The sequence below is a fragment of the Microcoleus sp. D2_18a_B4 genome (assembly GCF_036702475.1).
Taxonomy (GTDB): domain Bacteria; phylum Cyanobacteriota; class Cyanobacteriia; order Cyanobacteriales; family Microcoleaceae; genus Microcoleus.
This window is the reverse complement of sequence record NZ_JAUBTL010000002.1, coordinates 131,920-144,587: the sequence shown is the minus strand read 5'-3', so window position 1 is coordinate 144,587 and position 12,668 is coordinate 131,920. Positions and strand designations below refer to the sequence as shown.

The following is a 12,668-nucleotide window of genomic DNA, read 5'->3' as shown; positions in this document are numbered from 1 at the left end:
ATTATAATAACTCACAATTTCTTCAGAATTACTGACTATTTTTTTAGTTGCTAAAAATGTAACAACCCGGATATTTAGCAATTTCAGTGAGAAGGTAAAGTATAGCATCTGTTGTATGTGAGGAGAATCAAGTTTATGAGTTCAAATTTGCAACGTCGCGATCGCATTAAATTCCGTAGTCTGCTAACAGCGTTGTGTTTAACCTTAACTCTCGTCAGTTTCGTGGGATTAGATCCGGCGGCGGCTCAAGAACAGCGGATCAGAACGTTGACTGTTACTGGGCGGGGTGTGGAAGCGATTCCTACAACTCAAACGCAAGTGCGGCTGGGGGTTGAGGTTCAGGGGAAAACGGCGGCCGAGGTGCAGCAGGAAGCGGCGAGACGATCGTCCGCTGTGGTAGAGTTGCTGCGATCGCGCCAAGTCGAAAAACTCGAAACTGCCGGCATCACCCTCAGCCCGACTTACAGCTACGAAAACAACCAGCAGCGCTTGACGGGCTATACGGCGACGAATACCGTCAGTTTTCGGATTAATACTGCATCTGCCGGGACTTTGCTCGACGATGCGGTGAATGCCGGAGCCACACGCATCGACGGTGTGAGTTTTGCCGCCGCCGAAAGTGCGATCGAATCTGCTCGAAAACAAGCAATCAAAAAAGCAACTCAAGATGCTCAAGCGCAAGCGGATGCAGTCTTTAGCGCCCTCAACCTGAAGCGGGGAGAGATTCTGGGCATTCAAGTCAACGGTGCTAGCGCGCCGCCTCCTATGTACCGGCAGTTTGCTGCCGATCGCGCTGCTGCTGCTAATGCTACAACGCCAGTGGTGGGAGGGGAACAGCAGGTAGAAGCTTCTGTGACTTTGCAATTTGGATATTAAATAGTTAGGGGTTGAACTGGCCACATCAGCTTGACCCTAACTATTTCTCGATTTATCAAGCAGCTTTTTCTACAAAAAACTTTAGCCGTTTTAACCACTTCTGCCAGTAGTCTAGAAACGGAATCTCTCCTTCTTCAGGGGGAGAGTTCCTCAATAAATAGACTCTCTGTTAAAGCCTAGGCGATCGCATTTCTCATACACAGAAAAGAGTGGAATCTTTTCTCAGATCCACTCTCTGTTAAACTCTCTTAGTGCTAGCTTTAACAAGCTGGAGTTAAGTCCTTACTTTACCTACTCCTTAATGATTCTCTTGTCATGAATGACCACTTTGTCCTTGAGTTCAGGATTGCCGGAGATGTGAATATCGCTATCCTTATTTTCCTCTGCGTCGGATTCGGCTAGATATTGGGCAGATGACTTAAAATCCTGCGCTGCAGGTTTAGCAGATGGGGTTGCATTTTGGGCCGAGGACCTAAAATCAGGCACTGGAGGTTTAGCAGATTCGGCTGCATTTTGGGCCGATGATTTAAAATCATGCGCTGCACCTTGAGGAGATGGGGTTGCATATGGGGCAGATGACTTAACATCCTGCTTAACATCCTGCGCTGCACCTTTAGCAGATTCGACTGCATTTTGGGCAGATGACTTAACATCCTGCTTAACATCCTGCGCTGCACCTTTAGCAGATTCGGCTGCATTTTGGGCAGATGACTTAACATCCTGCGCTGCACCTTTAGCAGATTCGGCAGCGCTTTGAGCAGATGACTTGATTGATTCAGCTACACTCTTGCCTGATGACTGAAGCGATTCGGCTGCGCTTTTTATAGAGGGCTCAACTGCTTTCGCTGTATCTTTTACAGTCGATCTCAGATCCTTAGTTGCCCCCTCAATTTCCTGAGCTACAGCTTTGGCAGAAGGCTTAATTTCATCGGCAGTGCTCTTAATAGAGTCCGCTGCACTTTGTACAGAAGGCTTGATACCTTCGACTGTCTGCTTGACTGAATCTTTTACTTCTCTAATCGTAGGTTTGACTTCCTCGGATGCACTCTTGACTGCATCTACTACAGAAGGCTTCGCTTCCTTAACTGTCTGATTGACAGATTCGGCTATACCTGTAATCGAAGGCTTAGTTTCCTCAACTGTCTCCTTGATTGCTTCTGCTGTAGCTTTGATAGATGGTTTAACTTCCTCAGCAGTTTCCTTTACTACTGTCCCTAGCTCTTCTACAGTGTGTGTAATACCGTCTGCTACAGCGTGTGCTGCATCCCCTAAATTATCTACAGCACGGTTAACCGTATCAGCAGTACCTTTACCAATCATAGCGCCAGCAACTGAGCCTGCTACAGCACCAATAATGCCTCCAGAGCGAGCACCGAGTATACCACCGACTGCTGCTCCAGCTATCCTCGCGCCAAGGCCTGAGCCTGATGATTGATCTTCCGTTGATTCTGCATTTTCGTTAGTCTGAGCCTGAAGCTGCTGGTTCTCGCTATTGTCAACATTCTTTTCCTGGGAGTCACGATTGGCTTCAGGCTGGTTAAAAGGCGGCTTGTTATCAGTCATGGATATGCTTGGGTATTACTACTACATTCACTAGACTAACTATTTACTTCTAATAAAATCTACTGCCTAAGAACTAGATTTGGACTGTTACTTAAGAAGTAGATTCTTAAAGGTACTGACCGCTAGCGCGGTAGCGGCTCGCAGGGTAAGCTCATCTAATTTGGTATAAAGCGTACTTGACAAAAAGGGCAATATATAAAGGAACATCCTGTCAATAGCGGTTCTTTTGAACCCATTTGAGATATTTTGACGATGGACAGACAACGAGCGAAAATAACTCATGTATACAGAGTTGTTAAGAGATTAAGTATTTATATCTAAAACTAAGGAAGGTTTATTAAATATCTATTATAATGACAGGTGTAAATGCTTAATAACTATTGGATTAAAAAGTTGATTGTCGATTATAAATTAACGTTTAAGAACAATAAAACTATATTTCTTATAAAAAATAATCATAATAAATGATTTAATTAACTGATTTGTTTTGTATACGTTGCTGATTTACGGTCTGAAAGGCTAAATATGCAAGTCATAGAAACCAGTATCCACAAAGCTTCGGGATTTTCAACTGATTTTTTTCATACCCTGATTAAGTAACGCCAGATTTGGGAGTGATCTAACTCACGAACGAGCTCTTTGAACAGCAACTTGACCGCTTTAGCCACCAGAGGCGATCGCACTTACGTGTAATTGGGCATAAGTTCGATCGATCCCTAACTTTTAGCGTGACATACGGCACTTTGCCGTATATAATGGATAAATGAGATAAACCGTATTTTGTATGACTAAAACTACTAAATCGGAACCGTCAGCCCGATTGGAGGCTCGTATCAGTCCAGAGATTAAAGCCCTTTGGCAAAAAGCTGCTGACTTAGAAGGACGTACCTTAACAGATTTCGTCATCGCCAGCGTTCAAGCAGTCGCTTCCAAAGTTATTGAACAGCACCAAAGACTGAAACTTGACCTTGACGACAGCGAGGCTTTCGTAAATGCCCTCCTGAATCCAACCCAGCCGAATCAAGCTCTCAAAGCAGCAGCCTTGCGCTACAAACAAGTGATGGGCGATGGTACTCACAATTGAACTCTTAGATAGCAGCAGACATCACAGAGAGCTTTTTTGTTGTGGACAAGATAGTTTGGACAACTACATCCGTAAACAAGCTTCTCAGGATCTCAAAAAGAAAGTCGCAATCGTATTCGTTTTAGTGGAGTCTTCCAACACTGATGTAATTGCCTATTATACGCTTTCTGCATACACAATTGAACTCGCAGATTTGAATGAATCTTTTGCAAAAAAGCTGCCCCGCTATCCCCTTCTACCTGCTACATTGCTCGGTCGTTTGGCAGTTGATCGTACTTACCAAGGTCAACATCTCGGTGAGTTGATTCTGATAGATGCTTTGACAAAAGCACTCTTGGCAACTGCACAAGTTGCATCTCTCGCTGTCATTGCAGAAGCTCTGGATGAGCCAGCAGCCAATTTCTATCAAAAATATGGTTTTCAAAAGTTTAAACAAAACCCGATGAAGCTTTATCTACCAATGAAATCGGTTGAAGAACTTTGTCAAACTTCTAACATTTAGTTGATTTTGTTAAAAACCGATCGCCCATCCCACTCTCCAGCCCCGCCAGGGCAGACGCGCGATCGCACTTACGTGTAATTAGGCATAAGTGCGATCGCCCCCAACAACCCCCAAAACTTCAATTACTACCGGATCGTCGATCGAAGTGACAGAGATCGACTAAAGTAAACAGAAATTATTATGGGCGGTAATTAGAGTGATTGAGACTTTAGCAACAGGAATCGCAGCAGCCGGTTCGCTGCTAGCATTGGGCGGATTGGGCCTAGAGTTGAACTATCGCCGGACTGGGAGTGCAAATAAACTAGAACTAACAGCCGGAGAATGGCACTTAGCCATCTCCGAACCCAACCGTTATCTTTTAGTCGGGGAAATGGAGTTCCGCAACCTGACACAGCGATTTGAGATTATGTTGCCGGAAGTGCGGGCACAGGTAAAACTGCTGTCAGACGGAAGTTTGGATGGCGTTACCTCCGAGACAAAGGTGATTCCTTGCCACAAAGACGCAGCAGCCAGAGCAGACGATTACTGGTTCGGCTATATTGTTAAAGCCCAAAAAACCACGAAAATCAAAGTTTCTGTAGACATTCAAGGGCAAGATTTAACCAAATTGCAGTCAGCTTGGGTGCAAGTACATTACGTCACCTACGGCCCAGGCGGGCGCATCCCCAAAGTCCGTAACGTAGTAGTTCCCCTGCAATTTCCCAACTCGGACACCGTACCCATCGCCAGAAATGTCGGAGTGGCAGAAGTCTTGCCGATTCGCACTCACATACTGGCAGAATTGGACAATCCCGTCGAAATTGTCAAGCGGTACGTGCTGCCGCGCGCCCAGAAAGGCGATATTGTCGCCCTGGCAGAAACTCCCCTAGCTTTGATGCAGGGACGCTATCGCCATCCCAGCGAAGTCAAACCCGGATGGGCGGCAAAGCGAGTGTGTTTGTTTTTCTTGCCCACGTCGAGTTTGGCCACGGCTTGCGGAATGCAGACGTTGGTTGATGTAGTCGGCCCTTGGCGCGTAGTAGCGGCATTTGCGATCGGCGCTGTGGCTAAAATATTGGGTAAACCGGGAGTCTTTTACCAACTTGCAGGCGAACAAGCAAGGCTGATCGACGATGTTACCGGGACTTTGCCTCCCTTCGACCAATTTATTGTCCTAGGCCCGGACAATCCCCAGCAAGTTGTAGAAGAAATTCAACGAGAAACCGGACTTGCGGCGGCGATCGTAGACGCTAATGACTTGAAAGCAGTTAAGATATTAGCAGCGACCTCCGATTTATCGGTAACATTCTTAGAGCAAGCCTTGCGAAGCAACCCCGCCGGGAATGGTGACGAGCGAACACCGGTCGTTTTAATTCGACCTCTGCCACAAAAATCTTGAGTTGAAAACAGAAAATTAAAAATTCAAAAAGATGATTTGAAATTTTTAATTTTCGATCGCGCAAGAAAGGGAGAAGAATCAAAAGTTATAAGTTTTGATCTCAAAATTTACCCATTCAAAACTCAAAACTTCCCTAACTCTTCCCCTTTCTGAATTTTTATTTTTAAATTTCCATTCTCCACTTTTATGCTATGACTTCATTTCCCTCCCAAAACCAAAACCAGGTTGTGATTCGCCCGTTTCAGTATCGCGACATCGAGGTGATGGAACAACTGTGCGCGGAAACAGCCGAAGAGCCAGAAAACCGCAAGGGCGCAAGCTGCGACGTGGTACTAGGTAGAAAGTTGCAGCAGATTCGTCGCTGGTACGGACTACTAAAGATTTTTAGCTTGTTTCCCAACCCTTGTCAGTCCCTGTTCCGGGCCCACGTTGCCGAAGAAGAGGGGAGCGTTAAGGGGATAATTCAGATTTCTCCTTTCAACCGCACCCGCAGCACTTGGCGGATCGATCGCATAGGAGTAGACCCGGAAGCCCGCAGCAAAGGAATTGGTTCCATGCTGCTGCGGTACTGCTTTGAGGCAGTCTGGGAGGCGCGGACGTGGCTGTTGGAAGTGAATGTCGGCGACAAAACTTCCTTGGCTTTATATCGGCAAAACGGGTTTCAGCCTTTGGCCCAGATGACATACTGGACGATCGCCCCAGAACGCCTGCAAGAAATGGCTTCCTCGACGCCAGATTTGCCCAACCTGCTGCCGGTGAGCAACGCAGACGCTCAGTTGCTCTACCAACTGGATACCGCGTCTATGCCGCCGCTGGTGCGCCAAGTATTCGATCGCCACATTCAAGATTTCAAAACCAGTTTTTTCGGCGCTTTAGTCGAAGGTGTCAGACAGTGGCTGGCCAAAACCGAGGTAGTCAGCGGTTACGTGTTTGAACCCCAGCGCAAAGCCGCGATCGGCTATTTTCAGGTGCAGCTATCCCGCAACGGCCAGCAACCGCACGTCGCCCAGTTGACTGTACACCCGGCCTACACTTGGCTTTACCCAGAACTACTGTCCCAGATGGCGCGGCTGGTTCAAGATTTCCCGGTTCAAAGCCTGCAACTGGCTTCCGCTGACTATCAGCCGGAACGGGAAGCTTATTTAGAGCAATTTGGAGCAGTGCGCCTGGAACACAGTTTGCTGATGTCTCGATCGGTGTGGCACAAATTGCGCGAGTCCAAGTTAGTTTCTCTCGAAGGACTCCAGCTATCAGAAATGCTGCAAAGCTTCCAGCCAACTCGCAAACCCGTACCAGGCCGGATGTCCTGGCTCGGCCCGATGGCTGGGGAAGCAGCAGCAGGGCCCGCGTCGTCTGAGATTAAACCGCTGTTGGCTGACTCAGGAAACAGCCAAACGAATCAAGTTAACCCCTTGAACTTCCAAAATTCCGAATCCTCGGCAACAGATAGCAGCAGCATTTTGCCTCTAAAATTGCCCGAATTGCCTCTAGACGAAGGCTCCCAAGAGAAAAGTTAATACTTAATAGTTAAAAGCAGAAGGTAAAAGGTAGAAGGCAGAAAAAAATAGAATTAATCATCAAAGAAATTCCTTTTTTCTTCCCTAATCCCAAAATATCCCTTCTGCTTTTGATTGATATCAACTTAAGATTACCTATTTTTTTCTTACTTTCTTCTCTTATTCCTTCGCGTTCTTAGCGTCTTCGCGGTTCGTTAAAAAAGATTATTTCCGCAAAAAAATAGTAAATCTAAAATCTAAAATCTAAAATCTAAAATTGCTTGATTGATAATGTCCAACGATAAATTATGGATTTCAGCACTGGGATTAGATATCGGCCTCAAACGAGTTGGCATCGCCGGGTGTGACGGCACTGGTTTAATAGCTACGGGCATTACAACACTGGTACGATCGTCCTTCGATCGAGACGTAGCTTATCTCCGAGAGCTCGTGCGAGAGCGGAGAGTGCAAATTTTGGTTGCAGGCTTGCCCTACTCTCTGGGCGGAGAATTGGGTGCTCAAGCCCGACAGGTGCAGAAATATGCGAATCGCATCGCCTCCGCCTTAGAGCTCCCCCTAGAGTACGTGGACGAGCGCCTGACTTCGGTTGAGGCAGAGGAATTGATGAAAGCTTCAGGGATTTCGCCGTCGCAAAATAATAAGGGTGCGATCGATCGCAAAGCCGCAGCCCTGATTTTGCAGCAGTGGCTAGACGAGCGGAGGCAAAATATCTCCGCCCTTCCCAATCCTTGATAGCTGGTAACAAAGGCGTGATATCCTGGTTGTGCAAGTTTGCTACGCACACCTGTAACCCTTGACAAACTGGAGAAAATTCTGCTGTACCCTCGGTACTGAAGAAGCACAAAATCGTGATTTGTCCTCAGTGTCGCTTGCTGACTCGACTGAGATTTAAACGCTGCACTCCTCGCCTGTCGAAAAGGCAGCGAGTCTCGCGGTTTAAGCTTGTGGACTGGCGATCGCCCATTTAGCCAGAATATCGCCACGAAAATTCCCAATTGTCAAGCAAACGTTACTGAATTATTGACGGAAAACTAAGATACACGCGATGTCCTCATCCCCATACCGCAAAAAAGAGAATGGCAATTCCAACGAAGAGTCCGTCACCCTGACGGATGAAGTTGGGCGATCGCTGACTTGCAACATAGAATATTCTATGAATCTCGAAGGTCAAGAATACGCTTTGCTGCTTCCGATTGACTCACCCGTAGAAATTTTTACTTGGCAGGGAGACGAGACGGACGAAGCAGCAATTCCTGTAGAAGACGAGACCGAAATTGACAAAATTTTTGAGACTGCTAAAGTTGTCCTGCAAGAGCAGAACTTGACGCTCCGACGCACAGCGGTGACGCTGACTGTGGTGGGCGAATTGCCGGAATTTCCCGAAGAGGATATGGCATCTGATGTCGATCCCGATGAGGAGTCGGAGTTCGAGGAGCTGATGTGGCTGACGAGTTTCTACCACGAAGAACAGGAATATGCGATTTATACGCCTCTAGACCCGTTCTTTATCTTGGCTAGAATGGATGACGACGGTAAGCCAGAATTGCTCTCGGAAGAAGAGTTCCAAAGGCTGGAACCGATGTTACCTATGCTGGAAGACCAGTTCTTTGACGAGCTTGATTAGATATTAATTGCAGGCACAAGCCCTGATGGCAAAAAGCAGAATTTTTTACTATTTTATAAAAAAGTAAACTGCTCGCCCGATCGAACTTTTTCGAGGTGGCCGCTTCTGCCTTCGCGATCGGGCTTTTGAATTGGGCCGCGTGAATTGGGTCTTTTAAAGGGCTTGTATTCGTAACTTTTCGGTCATCAATCGCAGGTCATCAGTCATTAGTCGCTAGTTACCCGCCGCTTATCCAGGACAACGGACTATGAATAAAGAACAAATGACAAAAGGCAGCGCGCGCGAGAGCCGAAAAGGTACTCCGCAAGTCTCTAAATGGTTGTTTTATCTGGCGTTGCTGCCGGTAATCTGGGGGGTTTGCGCTTGGCAAGGCTGGGCTTGGTGGAGCTGGGCTTCAGCGGCGCCTAAAATAACATCCTCATCGGGGAATCCGGCAGAAGATCCTGCTGTTTCGATCCAAATCCCGGAGGGTACTCCCAGTCAAAAAATCGGCCGGGATTTAGAGGCAGCGGGGCTGATTCGATCGAGCTCGGCATGGAATATGTGGGCCCGCTGGCTGACTCTGCAAAACCGCGAGGGAGGTTTTCAAGCGGGAACTTACCAACTGTCGCCGACTCAGCCTCTGAGTGCAGTTGCTGACAAAATTTGGAAGGGCGAAGTCGTACAGCAGAGTTTCACGATTCCAGAAGGATGGTCGCTGCAACAAATGAGCGCTTATTTTGAAGCGCAAGGTTTTTTCCCGGCTAAGGAGTTTATGGCGGCCGCGAGTCAAATTCCTTACGCTCAATACCCTTGGCTGCCGAGCGGATTGCCTCATTTGGAAGGTTTTTTGTACCCGGATACTTATCAGCTAGACGGCGATAGAATTACTCCTCAAGCTGCGATAGCACAAATGCTCACCCGTTTCGAGCAGACAGCTTTGCCGGTATATCAAAAAAATCAGAATAATACAAAGCTCTCTCTCAAAGAATGGGTGACTTTGGCCAGTATTGTAGAAAAAGAAGCTGTGGTTGCTTCCGAGCGGAACCGCATTTCTGGAGTGTTCAACAACCGTCTGAAAAAGGGAATGGCGTTGGGTTCTGACCCGACAGTTGAATACGCTCTCGGTATCAGGCAAACTAAGGAAAAGCCTCTGACTTTTAAGCAAGTAGAAACGCCTTCTCCTTACAATACTTATATAAATCCAGGACTACCCCCAACTCCGATCGCATCTCCGGGAATCGCCAGTCTGGAAGCGACTCTGACTCCTGAAAATACAGAATATCTGTATTTCATGGCGCGGTACGACGGCACTCACATTTTCAGTCGCACTCTGGCCGAACACAATGCTGCTGTGGCTCAAGTTGACCAAAAAGTGCGATCGGGTCAATAGATGGGCAATGACTAATAAAAAAGTAAAAAGTCAAAAGTAACAAAGGAAAAGCAATAATTATTCACTTTTGATTTTTTACTTTTTCAATCTTTAACTCCCAATTTCTTATTTCTCAATCTAAAATCTAAAATCTAAAATCTAAAATCATTATGACTTGGGGTAAATTACTACAGCCTGACTTAGTTCTAGGCGATTCAGTCATGAAGTTAACGGCTGATATTCTGGAGAAACATCAGATTAAAGGATTAGTGTTGGATGTGGACGAAACTCTCGTTCCCATTACGGCAATGAATGCTTCTCCTGAACTCAGCTTGTGGGTACAAGAAATTAGACCCGTGGTATCGCTATGGTTGGCAAGCAATAATTTAAGTGAAAATCGGATCGGTCGAATTGCTGATTCTTTGAATCTACCATACATCACGGGTGCGGCTAAGCCGTCCCGCCGCAAGTTGCGAAAAGCTGTGACGGCGATGAATTTGCCGGTGGAACAGGTGGCGATGGTGGGCGATCGACTTTTTACTGATGTTTTAGCAGGCAATCGTTTGGGTATGTTCACTATTTTAGTGGAACCAATGGTTGATGCTGGGTATGCGCTTCGCAAGCATCCGGTGCGCTCTTTTGAAGTGTGGGTTTCTCAAGCTTTGGGGGCATCTCTGAAAATTAAAGATTAAAATTGGGCATCGGGAATTGGGCATGGGGCATGGGGCATGGGGAATTAGTAATTAGGAATTGGGAATTGGTAACTAATGGCAACAGACAACAGACAACAGTCAACAGTCAACAGTCAACAGTCAACAGACAACAGTCAACAGTCAACAGTCAACAGTCAACAGTCAACAGTCAACAGACAACAGACTAAAACTATTGTTGTTAAAATTGGAACTTCGACTCTGACTCGATCGACTACAGGAAACTTAGCTCTTTCAACTATTGCTGCATTGGTCGAAATTTTAGCTGATTTGCGGCAGCAAGGCCATAGAGTAGTTTTGGTTTCTTCGGGTGCAGTTGGGGTTGGCTGCGCGCGCTTGGGTTTGACGGAACGCCCGCGAAACATTGCTATGAAACAGGCTGTGGCGGCTGTGGGCCAAGGGCGACTGATGCGGGTGTACGATGACTTGTTTACTACTCTACAACAGCCGATCGCTCAAGTATTGCTCACCAGGGGCGATTTAGTGCAGCGTAATGGTTATGTTAACGCTTGCAATACTTTTCAGCAACTGCTCAGGTTGGGCGTGATTCCGATCGTCAATGAAAACGATACAGTAGCGGTAGACGAGCTTAAATTTGGCGATAACGACACGCTTTCGGCGCTAGTAGCGAGTTTGGTAGAAGCAGATTGGTTGTTTGTGCTCACAGATGTCGATCGGCTGTATTCTGCCGATCCGCGCAGCAATCCCGACGCGCAGCCGATCGTCCTAGTCCAAAGTATGGCACAGCTCACAGAATTTCAGGTGCAAACAGGAGATTCCCGCAGCGGTTGGGGAACCGGCGGTATGGTGACAAAAATTGAAGCGGCGAGAATAGCAACTGCATCGGGAGTGCGGACTGTCATCACTGACGGCTGCTTTCCTGGTAATATCGAGAAAATACTCAACGGAGAGTCGATCGGTACTCAATTTGAGCCTCAACCGCGCCCTGTAAACGCTCGCAAACACTGGATAGCTAACGTGCTAATTCCGGCAGGAAAACTATATTTAGATGCGGGTGCTGTCAAGGCAATTTCCCACGGCGGAAAATCGCTTTTAGCTGCGGGTATTGCTCAAGTAGAAGGAGAATTTCAAGCTGATGATTCCGTGCAGTTGTGCGATGCTGCCGGCAAGCAAATTGCTAGAGGGCTTGTGAATTATAGCAGTTTAGAATTGAGACAAATCCAGGGCTGCAAGTCAGAGAAAATTGCTGAGATTTTAGGTTATGCAGGCGTAGAAACGGCGGTACACCGAGATAATTTAGTGATTGTTTAAACTAACAAATATCGAGAAAGTCGATCGGGCAATGAGCGAAGGTAGAAATTGAGGATATTTGCAGCACAGTCTTGCAAGAATGTGTTTGGCTGTGTTGGAATAGCTCGTTCATCGCTTCTGTAAACAGTTCAAATACATTTTGTGCTAATTCTAAAGCTGCTTGGGATTCCGCATTAGTAAGTTTTATCTCTGCTAAAACTTCCAACATCTCTGGCGTGTTTAAAAGGTGATAATTTTCTAAACCCCCATAACCTCCTCCAAAATCAACATATTCTTTTTGGGTAACTTGCTGTAATTCCATTACCACTGCAAGCGCCGCCTCAAAAAAAACTTTTGCCGTTCCTTCGAGGACTTCCACTAACACCAGTTTCTCAATGGGAGAGGCTTTCCAAGCGTAGCGTTCGAGCACTGAACAGAGCGATCGAGTTTTTTTAGTTTCTTCACCCCAAAGCAGTCTGAAGTCGCCGTAACTCATTAATTGGTTTAAGCCTAGTTCCTCTAGGTATTCTAGATAGTCGTGCCAGTAATAGTTGGTTTTATAAGTATATTTATTAATTAGTTCCTGAACTTTGCTATTACTAGAAGATTCTCGCAATACATATTTATTTAAATCGCTCAATCCCACAGCCAAAGGAGCGAGTACAGGCGCAAAAATTAGTCGTTGATTCGCGTGAATGTGTTTATTGGCTAGAAAGTCAAACAAGGGCAATTTTGCAAACTCTTGCTTTTTGGGTTCAATGAATGCTACAATGGATTTCATACTTTTTTCGTCTGAATGGTGGCTGTCAAGA

The 12,668-nt window shown here is 46.4% G+C and carries 12 protein-coding genes; 10 read left to right on the top strand and 2 right to left on the bottom strand.

Annotated elements, in window-relative coordinates; genetic code table 11:
- The first annotated feature begins 135 nt into the window (after positions 1-135).
- Complete coding sequence (locus QUB04_RS02015) at positions 136-876, top strand: SIMPL domain-containing protein (protein WP_333280413.1); 741 nt, start codon at positions 136-138, stop codon at positions 874-876.
- Between the two features lie 291 nt (positions 877-1,167).
- Here the strand turns inward: QUB04_RS02015 and QUB04_RS02010 are convergent, their stop codons facing one another.
- Positions 1,168-2,439 (bottom strand): hypothetical protein, encoded by a 1,272-nt coding sequence (locus QUB04_RS02010; protein WP_333280410.1) that lies wholly within the window; start codon positions 2,437-2,439, stop codon positions 1,168-1,170.
- Positions 2,440-3,223: 784 nt separating this feature from the next.
- Between QUB04_RS02010 and QUB04_RS02005 the strand changes: the two genes are divergently transcribed.
- The 9 genes from QUB04_RS02005 to proB all read left to right on the top strand — a co-directional run bounded on the left by QUB04_RS02005 (position 3,224) and on the right by proB (position 11,877).
- Complete coding sequence (locus tag QUB04_RS02005) at positions 3,224-3,523, top strand: DUF1778 domain-containing protein (RefSeq protein WP_333051545.1); 300 nt, start codon at positions 3,224-3,226, stop codon at positions 3,521-3,523.
- A gap of 55 nt (positions 3,524-3,578) precedes the next feature.
- Positions 3,579-4,025, top strand: coding sequence for a GNAT family N-acetyltransferase (locus QUB04_RS02000; RefSeq protein WP_333280408.1), 447 nt, complete (start codon positions 3,579-3,581; stop codon positions 4,023-4,025).
- Positions 4,026-4,221: 196 nt separating this feature from the next.
- Complete coding sequence (locus tag QUB04_RS01995) at positions 4,222-5,403, top strand: F420-0:Gamma-glutamyl ligase (RefSeq protein ID WP_333280406.1); 1,182 nt, start codon at positions 4,222-4,224, stop codon at positions 5,401-5,403.
- Between the two features lie 191 nt (positions 5,404-5,594).
- On the top strand, positions 5,595-6,920 hold the full coding sequence (locus QUB04_RS01990) for a GNAT family N-acetyltransferase (protein WP_333280404.1): 1,326 nt from the start codon (positions 5,595-5,597) through the stop codon (positions 6,918-6,920).
- Between the two features lie 270 nt (positions 6,921-7,190).
- Complete coding sequence (gene ruvX / locus QUB04_RS01985; RefSeq protein ID WP_333280402.1) at positions 7,191-7,652, top strand: Holliday junction resolvase RuvX; 462 nt, start codon at positions 7,191-7,193, stop codon at positions 7,650-7,652.
- Positions 7,653-7,965: 313 nt separating this feature from the next.
- Entirely contained in the window at positions 7,966-8,544 is a 579-nt protein-coding gene (locus QUB04_RS01980; RefSeq protein ID WP_333051560.1) for a DUF3727 domain-containing protein, read from the top strand.
- Between the two features lie 247 nt (positions 8,545-8,791).
- Positions 8,792-9,916, top strand: coding sequence for an endolytic transglycosylase MltG (mltG, locus tag QUB04_RS01975; RefSeq protein ID WP_333280400.1), 1,125 nt, complete (start codon positions 8,792-8,794; stop codon positions 9,914-9,916).
- A 149-nt stretch (positions 9,917-10,065) separates the two neighbouring features.
- A complete protein-coding gene (locus QUB04_RS01970) occupies positions 10,066-10,587 on the top strand; it encodes a YqeG family HAD IIIA-type phosphatase (RefSeq protein WP_333280398.1) in 522 nt (173 codons plus the stop codon).
- Positions 10,588-10,662: 75 nt separating this feature from the next.
- Positions 10,663-11,877: a glutamate 5-kinase gene (gene proB, locus QUB04_RS01965; RefSeq protein ID WP_333280396.1), complete on the top strand. Its 1,215-nt coding sequence runs from the start codon at positions 10,663-10,665 to the stop codon at positions 11,875-11,877.
- Position 11,878: 1 nt separating this feature from the next.
- Here the strand turns inward: proB and QUB04_RS01960 are convergent, their stop codons facing one another.
- On the bottom strand, positions 11,879-12,637 hold the full coding sequence (locus QUB04_RS01960) for a hypothetical protein (protein WP_333280394.1): 759 nt from the start codon (positions 12,635-12,637) through the stop codon (positions 11,879-11,881).
- Positions 12,638-12,668: the final 31 nt, after the last annotated feature.